Origin of the sequence: Cellulosimicrobium sp. 72-3 (assembly GCF_013127315.1) — a bacterium.
Taxonomy (GTDB): domain Bacteria; phylum Actinomycetota; class Actinomycetes; order Actinomycetales; family Cellulomonadaceae; genus Cellulosimicrobium; species Cellulosimicrobium funkei.
On the sequence record NZ_CP053419.1, the window covers coordinates 2,484,495 to 2,501,925 of the forward strand.

Annotated in this window: 18 protein-coding genes; 10 read left to right on the forward strand and 8 right to left on the reverse strand. The window is 73.7% G+C overall.

Translation table 11 applies throughout. From position 1 onward, the window contains the following. Positions 1-152: 152 nt before the first annotated feature. Positions 153-776 (forward strand): superoxide dismutase, encoded by a 624-nt coding sequence (locus HKK73_RS11290; RefSeq protein WP_085387761.1) that lies wholly within the window; start codon positions 153-155, stop codon positions 774-776. A 776-nt stretch (positions 777-1,552) separates the two neighbouring features. Here the strand turns inward: HKK73_RS11290 and HKK73_RS11295 are convergent. Genes HKK73_RS11295 through coxB form a run of 3 tightly spaced genes read right to left on the reverse strand, consistent with a single transcriptional unit; the run spans position 1,553 to position 4,691 of the window. Then, a complete protein-coding gene (locus HKK73_RS11295; RefSeq protein ID WP_043658950.1) occupies positions 1,553-1,951 on the reverse strand; it encodes a cytochrome c oxidase subunit 4 in 399 nt (132 codons plus the stop codon). After that, positions 1,948-3,771 (reverse strand): cytochrome c oxidase subunit I, encoded by a 1,824-nt coding sequence (ctaD, locus tag HKK73_RS11300; RefSeq protein WP_021482036.1) that lies wholly within the window; start codon positions 3,769-3,771, stop codon positions 1,948-1,950. Before ctaD ends, HKK73_RS11295 begins: the two co-directional genes overlap by 4 nt. After that, positions 3,771-4,691, reverse strand: a complete 921-nt coding sequence (gene coxB, locus HKK73_RS11305) for a cytochrome c oxidase subunit II (protein WP_021482035.1) — start codon at positions 4,689-4,691, stop codon at positions 3,771-3,773. Before coxB ends, ctaD begins: the two co-directional genes overlap by 1 nt. 401 nt (positions 4,692-5,092) lie before the next feature. On the opposite strand from coxB, the gene HKK73_RS11310 reads away from it, so the two are divergent. Further along, positions 5,093-6,238 carry a cysteine desulfurase family protein gene (locus tag HKK73_RS11310; protein ID WP_171468024.1) on the forward strand — a complete coding sequence of 382 codons (1,146 nt, stop codon included), beginning with the start codon at positions 5,093-5,095 and terminating at the stop codon, positions 6,236-6,238. Beyond that, the gene (locus HKK73_RS11315; RefSeq protein ID WP_171468025.1) at positions 6,235-6,513 is read left to right on the forward strand and encodes a sulfurtransferase TusA family protein; all 279 of its coding nucleotides are present in this window, start codon (positions 6,235-6,237) and stop codon (positions 6,511-6,513) included. Before HKK73_RS11310 ends, HKK73_RS11315 begins: the two co-directional genes overlap by 4 nt. A gap of 110 nt (positions 6,514-6,623) precedes the next feature. On the opposite strand, the gene erpA is transcribed toward HKK73_RS11315, so the two are convergent. Further along, complete coding sequence (gene erpA, locus HKK73_RS11320) at positions 6,624-6,974, reverse strand: iron-sulfur cluster insertion protein ErpA (RefSeq protein WP_043658948.1); 351 nt, start codon at positions 6,972-6,974, stop codon at positions 6,624-6,626. 187 nt (positions 6,975-7,161) lie between these two features. On the opposite strand from erpA, the gene HKK73_RS11325 reads away from it, so the two are divergent. Then, entirely contained in the window at positions 7,162-7,590 is a 429-nt protein-coding gene (locus tag HKK73_RS11325) for a VOC family protein (protein WP_085387758.1), read from the forward strand. 1 nt (position 7,591) lies between these two features. Here the strand turns inward: HKK73_RS11325 and HKK73_RS11330 are convergent, their stop codons facing one another. Beyond that, positions 7,592-8,809: a glycerate kinase gene (locus HKK73_RS11330; protein WP_137281116.1), complete on the reverse strand. Its 1,218-nt coding sequence runs from the start codon at positions 8,807-8,809 to the stop codon at positions 7,592-7,594. A 137-nt stretch (positions 8,810-8,946) separates the two neighbouring features. On the opposite strand from HKK73_RS11330, the gene nadA reads away from it, so the two are divergent. Then, the gene (nadA, locus tag HKK73_RS11335) at positions 8,947-10,155 is read left to right on the forward strand and encodes a quinolinate synthase NadA (protein ID WP_043658512.1); all 1,209 of its coding nucleotides are present in this window, start codon (positions 8,947-8,949) and stop codon (positions 10,153-10,155) included. Between the two features lie 56 nt (positions 10,156-10,211). Beyond that, complete coding sequence (locus HKK73_RS11340) at positions 10,212-10,811, forward strand: DJ-1/PfpI family protein (protein WP_043658510.1); 600 nt, start codon at positions 10,212-10,214, stop codon at positions 10,809-10,811. 36 nt (positions 10,812-10,847) lie between these two features. On the opposite strand, the gene HKK73_RS11345 is transcribed toward HKK73_RS11340, so the two are convergent. Continuing rightward, positions 10,848-11,213, reverse strand: a complete 366-nt coding sequence (locus HKK73_RS11345) for a DUF3817 domain-containing protein (protein ID WP_232322549.1) — start codon at positions 11,211-11,213, stop codon at positions 10,848-10,850. Positions 11,214-11,306: 93 nt separating this feature from the next. Between HKK73_RS11345 and HKK73_RS11350 the strand changes: the two genes are divergently transcribed. After that, complete coding sequence (locus HKK73_RS11350) at positions 11,307-11,837, forward strand: thioesterase family protein (protein WP_034652193.1); 531 nt, start codon at positions 11,307-11,309, stop codon at positions 11,835-11,837. Between the two features lie 72 nt (positions 11,838-11,909). Here the strand turns inward: HKK73_RS11350 and HKK73_RS11355 are convergent, their stop codons facing one another. Then, positions 11,910-13,319 carry a dipeptidase gene (locus HKK73_RS11355; protein WP_051028480.1) on the reverse strand — a complete coding sequence of 470 codons (1,410 nt, stop codon included), beginning with the start codon at positions 13,317-13,319 and terminating at the stop codon, positions 11,910-11,912. A 74-nt stretch (positions 13,320-13,393) separates the two neighbouring features. Between HKK73_RS11355 and HKK73_RS11360 the strand changes: the two genes are divergently transcribed. Together HKK73_RS11360 and HKK73_RS11365 are read left to right on the forward strand one after the other, a co-directional pair. Beyond that, positions 13,394-13,987 carry a DUF3043 domain-containing protein gene (locus tag HKK73_RS11360; protein WP_043658508.1) on the forward strand — a complete coding sequence of 198 codons (594 nt, stop codon included), beginning with the start codon at positions 13,394-13,396 and terminating at the stop codon, positions 13,985-13,987. Positions 13,988-14,037: 50 nt separating this feature from the next. Beyond that, positions 14,038-15,051, forward strand: coding sequence for an aldo/keto reductase family protein (locus HKK73_RS11365; RefSeq protein ID WP_061269428.1), 1,014 nt, complete (start codon positions 14,038-14,040; stop codon positions 15,049-15,051). A 58-nt stretch (positions 15,052-15,109) separates the two neighbouring features. On the opposite strand, the gene HKK73_RS11370 is transcribed toward HKK73_RS11365, so the two are convergent. Beyond that, positions 15,110-15,853: a YitT family protein gene (locus HKK73_RS11370; protein WP_171468026.1), complete on the reverse strand. Its 744-nt coding sequence runs from the start codon at positions 15,851-15,853 to the stop codon at positions 15,110-15,112. A 62-nt stretch (positions 15,854-15,915) separates the two neighbouring features. On the opposite strand from HKK73_RS11370, the gene HKK73_RS11375 reads away from it, so the two are divergent. Next, positions 15,916-17,427, forward strand: a complete 1,512-nt coding sequence (locus HKK73_RS11375) for a PLP-dependent aminotransferase family protein (RefSeq protein WP_171468027.1) — start codon at positions 15,916-15,918, stop codon at positions 17,425-17,427. Positions 17,428-17,431: the final 4 nt, after the last annotated feature.

The following is a 17,431-nucleotide window of genomic DNA, read 5'->3' on the forward strand; positions in this document are numbered from 1 at the left end:
GCCCCCTCTTCCAGGTGGGCAGGTCGCGGGTCATCGTCGTCTCTGCCCCGGGGGCGCGACAGCGCCCGCGTGAGGCGGCAGGGACACCGTCAGTTCACTGCCCAGGGACCGTCGGACGACCTCCGGCGGTCCGTACCAGGAGGTACATCCGGATGCCCGCTTACACCCTGCCCGAGCTGTCCTACGACTACGGTGCGCTCGAGCCGCACATCTCCGGGCGGATCATGGAGCTGCACCACTCCAAGCACCACCAGGCCTACGTCACCGGCGCGAACACCGCCCTGGAGAAGCTCGCCGAGGCCCGCGAGTCCGGCGACTTCGCCGCGATCAACCTCCACGAGAAGAACCTCGCGTTCAACCTCGGCGGCCACGTCAACCACTCCGCCTTCTGGACCAACCTCTCCCCCGAGGGCGGCGGCGAGCCCACCGGCGAGATCGGCGCCGCGATCGACGAGCACTTCGGCTCCTTCGACGCCTTCAAGAAGCAGTTCGCCGCCGTCGCTGCCGGCGTCCAGGGCTCCGGCTGGGCCATCCTCGCCTGGGACTCCATCGGCCAGAAGCTCATCACCGTCCAGCTCTACGACCAGCAGGGCAACCTCACCCTCGGCCTGACCCCCATCGTCCTGCTCGACGTCTGGGAGCACGCCTACTACCTCGACTACCAGAACGTGCGCGCCGACTACGTCACCGCCTGGTGGAACCTCGTCAACTGGTCCGACGCCGAGGCCCGCCTCCAGCGCGCCAAGACCCAGACCGCCGGGCTCATCGTCCCCTGACGACCCCGCCGCACGACACCCGGTCGGCGAGCACGACCCTGCTCCCCCACCACAACGAGGTTGGTCCCGCTATCCACCGGATAGCGGGACCAACCTCGTTCTCGGCGGCCGCCCAGGGCCACGACCCGGTCAGTCCGCGGTCGCCGACAGGTGGCGCGTCATGTCGCTGGGCGCAGAGCGTCACCGACGCCGTCCCAGGCCGTCACGATGCTCCGGCGCGCTCCAGCGGCTGCCCGACCCCGCCCACCACGCACCACGCACCACGCACCGTCCCGCGCTGAATGTCTGGACGAACATGCCCCAGCCACGCGGAGAGCGACCCGGTCCGTGCCCGGAGCGCCGTCGTGACGGCTTCCCACCTGCGCCCGGCGGGAGGCCACCCTGGCGCGAGGCCACCCCGGCACGGGCGCTCCCGCACCGGCGTAGTCGCTCCCGCCCTGCGTGGGCGCTCCCGCCCCGGCGTGGACGCTCCCGCCCCGGCGTGGACGCTCCCGCCCCGACGTGCACGCTGCCAGCCTGACTTGGGTGCTTCTGCGCCGCCCTGCGCGGCTCCAGCCCAGGCGTGGGTGCTCCTGCGCCGCCCTGCGCCGCTCCAGCCCCGGCGTGGGCACCAGCCCGGCGTAGAACGCCACCACGCTGCCGGAGCGCGCCACAAGGAACGGCTCCGGCACTCACACACACGTGCCTTCGACCCCATGGGCGCGCCCCACGACCCTCCGCAGACAGCAGGACGGCCCGACCCCCGCGAGGGGATCGGGCCGTCCGGAAGAGGTGCGTCAGTGCGCGTGCTGGCCGCGGGAGAACTCGAAGACCCAGCCGACGAGGGCGACCGCGCTCATCGCGATCCCCACGTAGACCAGCCACCAGCCGACCGCGAGGCCCAGGAAGACGATCGCAGCCGACGCCGCGATCGCGAGCGGCCACCAGCTCCACGGGGCGTACACGCCCTGGTCGCCGGCACCCTGCTCGATGAGGCCGTCCGGGTCGTCCTCGGGCCGCGCGTCGATCCGCTTGGCGGTGAGCGCCAGGTAGGCGCCGATCATGCCCGACAGACCTGCGGTCAGGAGGAGCGCGGCGCTGCCGACGGGCTCCCAGCCGCTCCAGAGCCCGTACACCACGCCGATGAGCGCGAAGAAGGGGGTCAGGAAGATGAACAGCTTGTACTCGACCTTCACTTGCCGGCCTCCTCGTCCGTGTCACCCGTGCGCGGCTCGTCGATGATGATCGTCGACGTCGAGTCGCTGCCTGCCTGCTTGTCGCCGAGGCGGTCGAGCGCGACGCTCTTCTCACCGCGGCGGTCGGCCTCCCCGTAGACCTTCTCCAGGACGTTGGGGTTCGGCTCCGCGTGGTCCATCGCCGCGACCTCGGGGTGGTGCAGGTCGAACGCGGGCGACTCGGAGCGGATGCGCGGCAGCGACGTGAAGTTGTGCCGCGGCGGCGGGCAGGACGTGGCCCACTCGAGCGAGCGGCCGTAGCCCCACGGGTCGTCGACCTGGACCTTGGGCGCGTTGCGCCAGGTCGTGTAGACGTTCCAGAGGAACGGCAGCGTCGACGCGGCGAGGATGAACGCCCCGACCGTCGAGACCTGGTTCTCCCACGTGAAGCCGTCGGACGGCGCGTAGTCCGCGTAGCGGCGCGGCATGCCTTCGACGCCCAGCCAGTGCTGGATGAGGAACGTCATGTGGAAGCCGATGAAGAGCAGCCAGAAGTGGACCTTGCCGAGGCGCTCGTTGAGCATGCGCCCGGTGAACTTGGGCCACCAGAAGTAGAAGCCGGCGAACATCGCGAACACCACGGTGCCGAACACGACGTAGTGGAAGTGCGCCACCACGAAGTACGAGTCGGACAGGTGGAAGTCGAGCGCCGGGCTGGACAGGATGACGCCCGTGAGACCGCCGAAGAGGAAGGTCACGAGGAACCCGATCGACCACAGCATCGGTGTCTCGAACGTCAGCTTCCCTCGCCAGAGGGTCCCGATCCAGTTGAAGAACTTCACGCCGGTCGGCACGGCGATGAGCATCGTCATGAAGGCGAAGAACGGCAGGAGGACCGCGCCGGTCACGTACATGTGGTGGGCCCACACGGTGACGGACAGCGCCGCGATCGCGATCGTCGCGTAGACGAGGCCCTTGTAGCCGAAGATCGGCTTGCGGGCGAAGACCGGGAAGATCTCGGACACGATGCCGAAGAACGGCAGCGCGATGATGTAGACCTCCGGGTGCCCGAAGAACCAGAACAGGTGCTGCCACAGGATGGCGCCCCCGTTCTCGGGGTTGAAGATCTGGGCGCCGAGGCGCCGGTCGGCACCGAGTGCGAAGAGCGCGGCGGCCAGGGGCGGGAACGCCATGAGCACGAGGAGGCTCGTGATGAGCGTGTTCCACGTGAAGATCGGCATGCGGAACATCGTCATGCCGGGCGCGCGCATCGTGATGATCGTCGTGATGAAGTTGACCGCACCGAGGATCGTGCCGAAGCCGGCGAGCGCGAGCCCGAACACCCAGAGGTCTCCCCCGAGCCCTGGACTGAACGTCGTGTTCGACAACGGCGCGTACGCGAACCAACCGAACGAGGCGGCGCCCTGCGGCGTGAAGAAGCCGGCCGAGGCGATGAGACCGCCGAAGAGGTAGAGCCAGTACGCGAACATGTTCAGTCGCGGGAACGCGACGTCCGGCGCACCGATCTGCAGCGGCATGATCACGTTCGCGAACCCGGCGAAGAGCGGGGTCGCGAACAGCAGCAGCATGATCGTGCCGTGCATCGTGAAGAGCTGGTTGTACTGCTCCTTGCTCTGCACGATCTGGATGCCGGGCTCGAAGAGCTCCGCACGGATCACGAGGGCCATGAGGCCGCCGATGCAGAAGAAGATGAACGACGTGATCAGGTACATGTACCCGATCGTCTTGTGGTCGGTGGACGTGACCCACTTGATCACGGTCCGCCCGAGGGTCTGACGCCGCGGCGCGAGACCGGGGATGACTTCGGCCTGCGCGACCATCAGTTCTCACCCTCCGTGGTAGCGGTGACAGGGTTCGGGTCCTGGAGACGGCTGAAGCCCTCCACCGGGATCTGACCCTCCTGGCCCTTCTCGCGGAGCGCCTCCATCTGCGCGTCGTACTCCGCGCGGTCGACGACCTCGACGTTGAACAGCATGCCGGAGTGGTGCTCGCCGCAGAGCTCGGCGCACTTGCCGGCGTAGACGCCCTCGCGCTCCGGGGTGACCACGAACTCGTTCGTCCGGTGCGGGATCATGTCGAGCTTGTAGAGGAACGCGGGGATCCAGAAGGAGTGGATGACGTCGCGCGACTGCAGCTCGAACCGCACCGACTCACCGACGGGCAGGTAGAGCGTCGGCAGCGCCGCCGCCGTGCCCGGGGCTCCGTCGATCGTCGCGTCGTCGGTCATGGTGTCGCCGACGTCCGCCAGGTGCTGGCCCGTCTCGTAGACGTCGTCGTCCACGTAGTTGAAGTCCCAGCTCCACTGCTTGCCGATGACCTGGACCGTGAGGTCGGACTCGACGTCCTTGTCCACGATCGCGCTCATGTCGCGGTCCGTGTAGAAGAAGAGGACGAGGACCATGAGGATCGGCACGGCCGTGTACATGATCTCGAGCGGCAGGTGGTAGCGCGTCTGCACGGGGAGCTGGTGGTCGTCCTTGCGCTTGCGGTACGCGGCGACGCACCACAGCATCAGGCCCCACGTGATCACGCCGACGATGAGGGCCGCGATCCAGGAGCCGGTCCACAGCGACGTGATCCGGGCGGTCTGGTTGGTCACCTCCCCGTCCTCGTAACCGGGCAGGAACCCGCGCTGGACGGTGTCGGTGGCGCAGCCGGACGCCACCGCGGCGACGGCGACGGCGAGGGCCGTCGCCCGCAGGATGGTGCGCCGTGTGCGGCTAGGGGGTTGCGAGTGCAAGGGGGGCCTTTCACGTCACGTCCTGCCCGTGCCCGTCTTTACGAGCCCAGCACAGGACCTTCGTCCTCGACACACGAAGCCTAGCGCGGGATTCCGCCCTTCGTGGCCCGGAACGCGCTGCGGACGGGCGAGATGCGGCACACGTCGTGGCCGGTCAGGGGTGGGTTCGCCACACCCGTCCCGAGTCTGTCAGATCCTTGCCACACCGTCGGCCCACCGAGTAGCACGGTAGCGTGCCGGTAAGACCTTCGGACTCCCGGAGGCACCTCGTCGCGGGGCGCGCGAGCGCAACGATCCGACGCCGTGCGCCGGACCCCGACCGGCGCCCCGCGCCCGCTCGGGCCGTCTCAGCCCGGCCGTCCTTCGCTCCACGACGGCCCCGCCCGCGCCCTGGAGGCCATGTGACACACACCACCCCCGATCGCCGGGTCCTGCTCGACAACGGGGGGCACGCCCCCTGGCACCCGCTCGCGCGCGAGGCCTTCGACCGCGCGCTCGACGACGGCTGGGCCGACCCCCGACGTCTGCACGCGGAGGGCAGGCGTGCCGCGGCCCTGCTCGACGGCGCCCGCGAGGCCGTCGCCGCCGCGCTCGGCGCGCGCACGGAGGAGGTCGTCTTCACCGCCAACCACACCGCGTCCCTCCACACGGCCGTCGCCGCGCTCGCCGGCGCGCGTCACCGCGCGGGGCGACGGGTCGTCGTCGGCGCCGTCGAGCGTGCCGCCGTCCTGCACGCCGCCGAGCACGGTGGCCTGGAGCGGGAAGTCGTCGGGGTGGACGGGTCCGGCCGCGTCGACGCCGCGGAGATGACCGACGCCGTCGGTCGCCCGGGCGTGGCGCTCGCCGCGCTCCAGGCCGCCAACGGCGAGGTGGGGACGCGTCAGCCGGTCGCAGCCGTGCACGAGGCGGCGCGGCGGGCGGGGGTCCCGCTGCTCGTGGACGCGGGGGCCGCGCTCGGGCACGACGTCGTCCCCGAGACCTGGGACGCGCTCGCCGCCGACCCGGCGGACTGGGGCGGCGGTCCGGGCATCGGTGTCCTCGCGGTGCGTTCCCGCGTCCGACGGCGCAGCCCGTTCCCCGAGGACGCGGACCCGTGGGCACCCGGCGGGGTGTCCGTCCCGGCGGCGTTCGCCGCGGCCGTGTCGCTGCAGGCGGTGCTGGCCGACCGGGACGCGGAGGACGCGCGGCGTCGGGCGCTCGTCCACCGCGTGCGGGCACGGGTCGCGCAGATCCCCGACGTCGAGGTGGTCGGCGACCCGGTCGACCGGCTCCCCCACGTCGCGACCTTCTCGTTCCTCTACGTGGACGGCGAGGCGCTGCTCACGGACCTGGACCGCGAGGGCGTCGCCGTCGGGTCCGGGTCGGCGTGCACGTCGAGCTCGCTCGAGCCCTCGCACGTCCTCGCGGCGATGGGCGTGCTCACGCACGGCAACGTGCGCGTCGCCCTGGACCGCTCGACGACGGAGGACGACGTCGAGCGGCTGCTCGCCGCCCTGCCGGACGCCGTCGCCCGCGTGCGCGCGGCGCTGGGGGTGCAGGGCCTGTGACCGGCGCTCCCCCGCCCGGGGCGTCGTCAGGCACGTCCGGCGACGCGGTCGACGCGCGCGGGCTGCGCTGCCCGCTCCCCGTGATCCGGCTCGCCGCGGCGGCGCGCGACCTCGCACCGGGCGCTCGGCTCACCGTGTGGTCGACCGACCCGGCCGCCCGCCTCGACGTCCCCGCGTGGGCGCGGATGCGCGGGCACACGGTCGTGGGCGAGGAGCAGCTCAGCGGGCAGGAGGACGCGGAGGCCTGGGCGATCACCGTCGAGATCGGCGGCTGACCCCGCCCGAGCTGGGCGGCCCGACCCGCGGACGACGCGAGCCCGGCCACCCGCGGACGGGTGACCGGGCTCGTGCGGTCCGGTGGCGTGCGCGCGGCACGCCGGACGGCTCAGCTGAAGGAGCCGCCGCAGGCGCAGGCGCTGCCCGCGTTGGGGTTGTCGATCGTGAAGCCCTGCTTCTCGATCGTGTCGGCGAAGTCGATCGTCGCACCCTCGAGGTACGGGACGCTCATCTTGTCGACCACGACCTCGACGCCGTCGTAGTCGCGCAGCGCGTCGCCGTCGAGCACGCGCTCGTCGAAGTAGAGCTGGTAGATCAGGCCGGAGCAGCCGCCGGGCTGCACCGCGACCCGCAGGCGCAGGTCGTCGCGACCCTCCTGCTCGAGGAGCGTGCGGACCTTGTCCGCGGCCTCGTCGGTCAGGTTGACGCCGTGCGTGGCAATGTCGGTGGTCTCGCTCATCTCGTCTCCGCGCTGTCGGGGGCAGTGCTGCCCCGGTGGTGGCCGGCTTCTCGGATCTCTCGAGAGAGATCCCGTCAGGTCCTCAACACCACACGTGCCGGTGGTGTTCCCGAGTCTACGACCCCGCGCGGGACTAGGGTCGAACGGGCCTCGCCGCACGGGGCGCGAGGGTGACGACGGAGGACCCATGGACCAGGCGGTGCACTTCGTGACGGTCGCGACGCGAGACCTCGGCGCGGCCCGACGCTTCTACGGCGCGCTCGGCTGGGAGCCTCGGCTCGACGTGCCGGGCGAGATCGTGTTCTACCGGTCCGCGGCCGGCCAGCTCCTCGGCTTCTTCGACGCGGCGAGCTTCGCGCGCGACGCCGGTTCGGTCGGGGCGCCGGCCGCGACCACGGGTGTGACCCTGTCGCACAACGTCGGGTCGCGCGACGCCGTCGTCGAGCTGGTGGACGCGATGGTCGCCGCGGGCGGGACCGTCCGCAAGGAGCCGCAGGAGGGTGAGTTCGGGGGCGTCTTCCACGCCCACGTCGCCGACCCGAACGACCTCGTGTGGGAGATCGCGCACAACCCCGCGTGGTCCGTGCGCGCGGACGGCGACGTGGAGCTCGGCTGACTCAGCCGCGCGACCACGTGCGCGCGACGCGCTCCACGAGGTCGCGCGGGTCGCCGTCACCCCACGCGTACGCGCCGCTGAGCCCTGCGGCCGCCTGCTCGCGGCGGCCCGCGACGACCGCGCGCGCGACGACCACCACCGGGAGCGCGTGCCGCGCCGCCCGGCCGGACACCTCGCGGACGGTCCCCTCGCCGAGCTCGTGCGCGCCGAGCTCGTCCGCGAGCACGACGACGACGTCCGCGGCCGCGAGCCGCGCGTCGAGCCCGACGTCGTCCGCCACGACCCGCAGCGCGGGCACGAGCCTGCCGCCCAGCGCCGCGACGGCGAAACCCAGCCCTCCCCCGCTGCCCGCTCCTGGCAGCCCGGCGAGGCGGCGGCCCGCCGTCGCGCCCGCGAGCAGGTCGCGCCCGACGATCCCGTGCTCCCCCGGCCCGGCCGCGTCCGCGCGGTCGACGGCGGCGGCGACGTCGTGCGCGACCGCGCCGAGCGCGCGCTCGAGGTGCTGGGCCACCAGCGGGTCGACACCGCGCGCGTCGAGGGTCGCGCTCGCGCCGTGCAGACCGAGGAGCGGGACGTCGGACGCGACGGCCGCCACGAGGTGCGAGCCGCCCAGCGCGGCGCGCGCGGCGCGCACGACGTCGACCAGCCCGGCGGGCGTGACGTCCGGCGCGCCCCCGGACGCCGGCGGCTCGCCCGCGAGCGCGAGGAGCGCCCCGAGGCCCCCGTCGTGGCTCGTGCTGCCCCCGGTCGCGAGCACGACCCGGCCGGGATCCGTCCCCGCCCGAGCGGCGTCGACCGCGAGCGCGAGCAGGTGCCCGACGGCGGTCGACGAGCGGGCGGGCACCGTCGTCGGCGTCCCGTCGGCATCGACGACGACGGCCTCCCCGGTGGCCGGGACCTGGGACACGTCGACGACGACGGTCCGGGCCTGCGCGCCCTCGCGCGAGGAGGACGCGCGCCGTCGGACGGCGACCGGGACCTCCGCGCCGCCCGGGCCCGGCACGACGCCCGCGAGGACCTCGGGCGCGACGGGAGCGAGGGCGTCGAGGAGCGCGGGCCCCGACGCGGCGAGGGGCACGGTGTCCACGGCGCCGTGCGCGGACCACCACGAGGCGACGTCGGCGAGGCTCGGTCCGGCGGCAGTCGGCACGACGTCGCGGCCCGGCCACGCGCCGTCGGGCGGGGGCGGGACGGCGGACCCGGTGAGCAGCACGCGCATGCCCGGATTGTGCCAGCCCGGGCGCGGTCCGGCGGGTCGCGCTCGGCGCGCCGATCCGCGGTGGGAGGACCCTCTCCGTCTCCGCGTCGCTGTGCGACGATGGTCCCGTGAGCACCGGGAGCACCTTGTTGTCGTCCGTGGGCGGTCCGAGCACCGCACGCCCGGGCGGTTTCGTCGAGCCCAGCCCGTCCGCCCTGCTCCTGCTGGGGCAGGGCCGCGACCTCGCGTCCGAGCGGGGCGTCGAGTGCGTGGGCGACCTGCCCGCGCCGAGCGACCCCGACCTGGTCGAGCGCGCCCGCGCGGCGCGCGCCGCGCTGGGCGAGCGGGCGTTCGTCCTGGGCCACCACTACCAGCGCGACGAGGTCATCGACTTCGCCGACGTCACGGGCGACTCCTTCAAGCTCGCGCGCGAGGCGGCCGCCCGCCCCGAGGCGGAGTTCATCCTGTTCTGCGGCGTGCACTTCATGGCCGAGAGCGCGGACATCCTCACCTCCGACGCGCAGCAGGTCGTGCTGCCGGACCTCGCGGCGGGCTGCTCGATGGCGGACATGGCCGCCATCGACCAGGTCGAGGACGCGTGGGACGTGCTGCAGGAGGTCGGCATCGCCGACTCGACGATCCCCGTGACCTACATGAACTCCTCAGCCGCGATCAAGGCCTTCACGGGGCGCCACGGCGGCACGGTGTGCACGTCGTCGAACGCGGAGGTCGCGCTGCGCTGGGCGTTCGACCAGGTGGGCGGCGTGGACGGCACGGGCAAGGTCCTGTTCCTCCCCGACCAGCACCTGGGGCGCAACACCGCGGTGCTGAAGCTGGCGATGTCGCTCGACGACTGCGTCGTGTTCGACCCGCGCAAGCCGAACGGCGGCCTCACCGACGCCGAGCTGCGCGACGCGCGCATGATCCTGTGGCGCGGGCACTGCTCGGTCCACGGGCGGTTCTCGGCGAAGAACGTCGACGACGTCCGCGCGGCCGTCCCGGACGTCAACGTGCTCGTGCACCCCGAGTGCAAGCACGAGGTCGTCACGGCGGCGGACTTCGTCGGGTCGACGGAGTACATCATCAAGATGCTCGACGCCGCCGAGCCGGGCTCGGCATGGGCGATCGGGACCGAGCTCAACCTCGTGCGCCGCGTCGCGCGGGCGCACCCGGACAAGCAGGTGCACTACCTCGACTCGACGGTGTGCTTCTGCTCGACGATGAACCGGATCGACCTGCCGCACCTCGTGTGGGCGATGGAGTCGCTCGTCGCCGGTCGCGTGGTGAACCGGATCGTCGTGGACGCCGACGACGCGCACTGGGCGCGCGTCGCGCTCGACCAGATGCTCGCCCTGCCCGGCCTCTAGGCGCGCGGGCAGGAGCGGTCGAGGCCCTCGGGACGCGGGGGCGCGCGGAGGTGGCCATGGGAACGGGTAACGGGACGAACGTCGGGATCTTCGTCTTCGACGAGGCCGAGGAGCTCGACGTCGCCGGGCCGTTCGAGGTGCTGTCGGCATGGGCCGAGCACTCCGCGCTCAAGCCCCAGGTGTCGACGTTCTCGTGGGACGGCGGCGGCGTGCGGCTGGCGAAGGGCCTCCGGCTGCTCCCCGACCGCTCGGCGGACGACGTCGGCCCCCTCCACCTGCTCGTGTACCCGGGCGGTCGCGGGACGCGCCCGCTGCTCGCCGACCGCGTGCACCTCGAGTGGCTGCGCGCGATGCGGTCGCGCACCCCGGTGATCGCGAGCGTCTGCACGGGTTCGCTCGTCCTCGCTGCGGCGGGGCTCCTCGCGGGCCGGCCCGCGACGACGCACTGGGCGCACTACGACGAGCTCGCGCGGATCGACCCGAGCGTCGTGGTCGACACGGAGGCGCGCTACGTCGACGACGGCGACGTCGTCACGTCCGCCGGCGTGTCCGCGGGGATCGACATGGCGCTGCACCTCGTCGCGCGCCTGGAGAGCGCCGACGTCGCACGCGCCGTGCGGCGCGGGATCCAGTACGACCCCGACCCGCCGGTTTGAGCGGTCAGCCGGTCTGGGGTCAGCCGACCCGAGCGGTCAGCGGCGCGCGTAGCGGCCGGTGCGGTGCGCCCGGATGTCGAAGAGGACGGTGCAGAACGGCGGGACGGTCGCGGCGAGCGCGAGGAAGGTCGTCCAGAGCGACCAGCGGACGCGCACGGCGACGAGCACGGCGAGCGCGACGTACGCGAGCACGAGCGCCCCGTGGACGGGCCCGAAGATCTCCACGCCGCGCTCGGTCGTCCCCGCGACCCACTTGAGGTACATGCCGACGAGCAGGCCGGCCCAGGAGAACGCCTCGGCGATCGCGACCGCGCGGAACGCGCGGACCTGCCACGGGTGCGGGGCGGGCGACCCGGTGTCGGCGGTGGCGGTGGGGCGAGGGGCGGGGCTCGTCGTCGTCACGGCGCGCATCCTCGCACACCGACCTGGAGGGGCGTCCCCCGCCGTCGGTGCCGGATACCCGATACCGCTGGTGCGGGGTAGTAGCCTGCCCCGGTGACCCGCCAGATCCAGCTCCTCGTCGCCAGCACGATGCCGCGCAAGGCCGTGCCGGGCCGCGGCGTCCTCGAGCCGTCCGTCACCCGCATGCGCGTGCGCCCGGGCGACCTCGACTTCTACCTGCACGTGAACAACGGCGTGTACCTGCAGATGATGGACGTCGCGCGCAGCAACTTCATCGCCGACCTCGGCGGGTTCCCCCTGCTCAAGGACAAGGGCTGGTACCCCGTCGTCGCGGCGTCGACCATGAAGTACCGCCGCTCCCTGCAGCTCGGGGACCGCTTCGAGATCACGACGCGCGTGCTCGGGTGGGACGAGCGCGTCGTGTACCTCGAGCAGGTGTTCACGCGCCGCGGTGACCTCTGCGCGCGCGGGCTCGTCGCCGGGCGCTTCCTCGCGCGCGGGTCCGGCGACCGGATCGCCGCGCCCGACGTCGTCGGGCTCCTGGGCGGCGACGTCACCTCCCCCGAGCTCCCGGACGACGTCGCGCGGTGGGCCCGGGCGGTCGACGTCGCGCACCGTGCCTGACGCCTGACGCCGCACGGCGGCGCTCCCCGGCCGACCGGGGAGCGCCGCCGCGTGCGGTCCGGCGGGCGCGGGTCAGGCGACCGCGCCGCCGAGCCGGGCGAGCAGGAGCGCCTCGGCGAGCACGACCTTCTCCAGCTCGCCGAGGTGGACCGACTCGTTCGCGCCGTGCGCGCGCGAGTCCGGGTCCTCGACGCCCGTGACGAGGATCGCCGCGTCCGGGAAGACCTCGAGCAGGTCGGCGATGAACGGGATCGACCCGCCGATGCCGATGTCGACGGGGTCCGTGCCCCACGACGTCGCAAACGCCCACCGTGCGGCCCGCATCGCGTCGGAGTCGCCGGGGGCGAGGAACGGCTTGCCCTGCTCGCCGTCGCGCACGGTCACGCGCGCGCCGAACGGCGCGTGCGACTCGAGGTGCGTGCGCAGCGCCGCCATCGCGGCCGCCGGGTCCTGGCCGGGCGCGAGCCGCACCGAGAGCTTCGCGGTCGCGCGGGGCGTGAGGGTGTTCGACGCGTGCGCGACGCTCGGCGCGTCGAGCCCGATCACGGCGATCGCCGGCTTGGTCCACAGCCGCCCGGCGATGCTGCCCTCGCCCGCGAGGACCGTGCCGTCGAGGAGCGAGGAGTCGGCGCGGAAGTCGGCCTCGGCGTAGTCCACGGTCGGCTCGTCCGCGGTGGCGAGCCCGGGCACGGCGACGTTGCCCGCGTCGTCGTGCAGCGTCGTGATCAGCCGCGCGAGCAGCGTCACGGCGTCGAGCACGGGGCCGCCGAACATGCCCGAGTGCACCGCGTGGTCGAGCACCGCGACCTCGACCTCGCAGTCCACGAGCCCGCGCAGCGACGTCGTGAGCGCAGGCACGCCGATCTTCCAGTTCGAGGAGTCGGCGACGACGATGACGTCGGCCGCGAGCAGGTCGCGGTGCTGCGTGAGGAACGGCAGGAACGTCGGCGAGCCGATCTCCTCCTCGCCCTCGACGAACACCGTCACCCCGACGGGGAGGTCGCCGATCTCCAGGAGGGCGCGCAGCGCGCCGAGGTGGGCCACGACGCCCGCCTTGTCGTCGGCCGCGCCGCGGCCGTAGAGACGGCCGTCGCGCTCGGTCGGCTCGAACGGGTCGGTCTCCCACGTGCCGGCGTCGCCCGGGGGCTGGACGTCGTGGTGCGCGTAGAGCAGCACGGTCGGGGCGCCGTCGGGCGCCGGGCGGCGCGCGACGACGGCGGGCGCGCCCTCGGTGCCGTCCTCGGCCCGGGCGCGCAGCACCTGGACCTCGGGCAGGCCGGCGTCGCGCAGGAGCGCGGCCACGGCGTCGGCGCTGGCGGCGACGTGCGCCTGGTCGAACGCGGCGTTCGAGACGCTCGGCACGCGCACGAGCGACTCCAGGTCGGCGCGCAGCGCCGGGAAGAGCCGGGCGACGGTCTCGCGGAGCGTGGTCGCGAGGGCGGTGCCGGGCGCGGGGGCGGTGGGTTCGGGTGAGTTCGTCACGACCAGCACGGTACGACACCGTGCGGCCCCGGACCCGCGTCCGGGCACCCCGTCGGCTCGACTACCCTGGAGGGGTGTTCTCCCGCAACAAGGCCGCCGCGACCCCCGCCGCCCCCGACCCCGTCGAGGAGGCGGCCGAGATCGAGCGCGCCGGCAAGGGCCGCCCGACCCCCAAGCGCAAGGTCTCCGAGGCCGCGAACAAGCGTCCCCTCGTGCCGAACGACCGCCGCGCCGCCGCGAAGTCCGCACGGGAGAAGCAGCGCGAGATGCGCGACCGCCAGTACCAGGCCATGCAGACCGGCGACGAGCGCTACCTGCCGCCGCGCGACAAGGGCCCGGTCAAGCGCTACGTGCGCGAGTACGTCGACGCCCGTTGGAACCTCGGTGAGTTCTTCCTGCCCGTCGCCCTCGTCTTCATCGTGTTCTCGTTCCTCACGGCGCGGAACCAGGAGCTCGCGTTCCTCACGGTCATGACGCTGTACGTCATCGTCCTGCTCACCGTCGTCGACGGCTTCATCATGTGGCGGCGCCTGCGCAAGCGCCTCCTCGCGAAGTTCGGCGACATCCCCAAGGGCACGGTCATGTACGCGGTCATGCGGGCGTTCCAGCTCCGCCGCGCGCGGCTGCCCAAGCCGACGCACAAGAAGCACGGCGTCTACCCCGAGTGACGACGGCGCCCGGCCCCGCGAGCGGCCGGGCCCGCGGCTAGGTTGGGTCCATGCCCACCTACCGCTACCTCGGCAACTCTGGTCTCAAGATCTCCGAGATCACCTACGGCAACTGGCTCACCCACGGCTCCCAGGTCGAGAACGACGTCGCGACGGCGTGCGTGCACGCTGCCCTCGACGCCGGCATCTCGACGTTCGACACCGCGGACGTCTACGCCAACACGAAGGCCGAGCAGGTGCTCGGCGACGCCCTCAAGGGCCAGCGGCGCGAGTCGCTCGAGATCTTCACGAAGGTCTACTGGCCGACCGGCCCCGGCGGCCCCAACGACACCGGCCTGTCGCGCAAGCACGTCATGGAGTCGATCAACGGCTCCCTGAAGCGGCTCGGCACCGACTACGTCGACCTCTACCAGGCGCACCGGTACGACACCGAGACGCCGCTCGAGGAGACGATGCAGGCGTTCGCCGACATCGTGCGCCAGGGCAAGGCCCTGTACATCGGCGTCTCCGAGTGGACGGCGGACCAGATCCGCGCGGGCCACGCGCTCGCGCAGGACCTCGGGTTCCAGCTCATCTCCTCCCAGCCGCAGTACTCGATGCTGTGGCGCGTCATCGAGGACGAGGTCGTGCCGACGTCGCGCGAGCTCGGGCTCTCGCAGATCGTCTGGTCGCCCATGGCGCAGGGCGTGCTGTCCGGCAAGTACCTCCCCGGGCAGCCGCTGCCGGCGGGGTCGCGTGCGACCGACGACAAGGGCGGCGCGCGCATGATCCAGCGCTTCCTCACCGACGACGTGCTCACGCGCGTGCAGAACCTCCGGCCCGTCGCGGACGAGCTGGGCCTGAGCATGGCGCAGCTCGCGATCGCGTGGGTGCTGCAGAACGACAACGTCGCCGCGGCGCTCGTCGGGGCGTCGCGCCCCGAGCAGGTCGCGGAGAACGTCAAGGCGTCAGGCGTGACGATCCCGGCCGAGCTCATGGCCCGGATCGACGAGATCCTCGGGGGCGCCGTCGAGCGCGACCCGGGCAAGACGGCGGAGAACGCCCCGCAGGGCCGCGTCGCCTGACGGACGCCACCGCACGCGACGACGGCCCCGGCAGCACGCCGGGGCCGTCGTCGTCTCCTCACCGGCCGGACGCGGGCATGCCTCCCTCGTCCGGCCGGGGGCCTGCGGTCGCGGGGACGGGCTCCCGTGACGCGGTCTCGATGTCCGACGCGGGCTCGCCGTCCGACGCCCCCTCGACGTCCGCCGCCGCCTCGGAGGCCGCGGCGGCGACGAGCCCGCGCGGCGCGAACCACCGCGCCGTGAGCTGGACGATCGGCCCGACGGCGAGCGCGTAGGCGACCGTCGCCCAGCCGAGCGTGCCGCCGAGCGCCCAGCCCAGCGTCACGACGACGACCTCGAGGAGGGTCCGCACGAGCCGCACCGACCAGCCCGTGCGCGCCACCAGGCCGGTCATGAGCCCGTCGCGCGGTCCCGGGCCGAGCCGCACGCCCAGGTAGGCCGCCGTCGCGAGGCCGTTGAGCACGATGCCCCCGACGGCCAGGGCCACGCTCGCGGCGACGCCCGGGTCGGGGACGAGGCGCGTGACGAGAGCGATGACCGGGTCGATCGTCAGCGTGATGACGACGACGTTCGCGACCGTGCCGATCCCGGGCCGCTGCCGGAGCGGGATCCAGGCGAGCAGGGCCAGCACGCTGAGCGACCCGACGACGACGCCGAACGGCAGCCCCGTGCGGCGGACGACGCCCTGGTGCAGCACGTCCCACGGCATCCCGCCCTGGCCCGCGTGGATCAGCATCGCCATGGACAGCGCGTAGCCGAGCAGGCCGAGGAGGAGCTGGGCGGTGCGACGGGTGGGACTCATGGGTGTCATCCTGACCGCCGAGTGGCATCGACATCCATAGCCAATCGCGAGAGAGTGGCCCCATGAGCCTCGCCCCGGCCGGGACGGTCGACGTCCACCGCCACCTGCCCCCCGCTGCCGCCGCCCGGCTGCTCGGCCGGTGGCACGCGGGCGGCCCCGCGTACACCGCCCTCGCCGACGCGCTGCGGGCCGCCGTCCTCGCGGGAACCCTCGCGCCCCACACGCGCCTGCCGTCCGAGCGCGACCTCGCCGTCGCGCTCGGCGTCTCGCGCACCACGACCGCCGCCGCGTACGGGCGGCTGCGCGAGCTCGGGTTCGCACGCTCGCGCACCGGCTCGGGGACCGTCGTCGTGCTTCCCCGCCCGAGCGCGCGCCGGCCCGCGGACCGCGCGGCCGGCGGCGACGCCCCGCCCGGGCCCGCGCCGCGCACCGCGCCGATCGACCTCGCCGACCTGTCGCAGGCGACCTCCGCCGCCCCGAGCGGCCTGCACGCCGCCTACTCGCGCGCGCTGGAGCGGCTGCCCGAGTACCTGTCCGGCGGCGGCTACGAGCCGTACGGCCTCGGCGTGCTCCGCGAGGCCCTCGCCGACCACCACACGCGCCGCGGCACGCCCACCACGCCCGACGAGGTGCTCGTCACCACGGGTGCCCAGCACGCCATCACCACGCTCGCCGACACCCTCCTCGGGGCGGGTGACCGCGCCGTCGTGCAGTCGCCCACGTACTACCACGCGATGGAGTCGCTGCGACGGGCGGGCGCGCGGCTGGTGCCCGTCCCCGTGGGCCGGGGCGACAGCGGGGCGCGGGGCGGCCACGACCACGACGCGCCGGGGTTCGACGTCGACCTGTTCGACTCGACGCTGCGCCAGGTCGCGCCGCGCCTCGTCTACCTCGTGCCCGACTTTCACAACCCGACCGCCTACACCCTCACGCCCGAGGAGCGGGCGGGCGTGCGCGACGCCGCGGCGCGCCACCGCGTGACCGTGGTCGGCGACGAGACGCTCACCGACCTCGACCTCGACGGCGACCCGGACGCCACCGGTCCGGTCGTGGAGCCGCTCGCGGGCGACGGCACCTCGCCGTACGTCGTCACGGTCGGCTCGGCGTCCAAGTCGTTCTGGGGCGGGCTGCGGGTCGGCTGGGTCCGCGCCCACCCGGACCTCGTCGCGCGTCTCGCGCGCACGCGCCAGTCGGCGGACATCGCCACCGCGGTGCTGGAGCAGCTCACCGTCGTCGAGCTGCTCGACGACGCCCCCGCGGTGCTCGCCGAGCGCCGTCGGACGCTCCGCGCGCAGCGCGACCTCCTGTGCGGGCTGCTCGCCCGGGCGCTGCCGCAGTGGCGCGTGGACGTGCCCGAGGGCGGTCTCTCGCTGTGGGTCGACCTGGGCGCCCCGGTCGCGCAGGCCCTCGCCGCCGCCGCGGCGGCCGAGGGCGTGCTCGTCAACGCCGGCCCGACCTTCACGCCCGACGGCAGCGCGGCCGACCGGCTACGCCTGACGTTCTCCCGACCGCCCGAGCAGCTCGAGCACGCCGTGGCACGGCTCGCCGCCGCGTGGGCCCGGGTCGCGGGCTGACGGT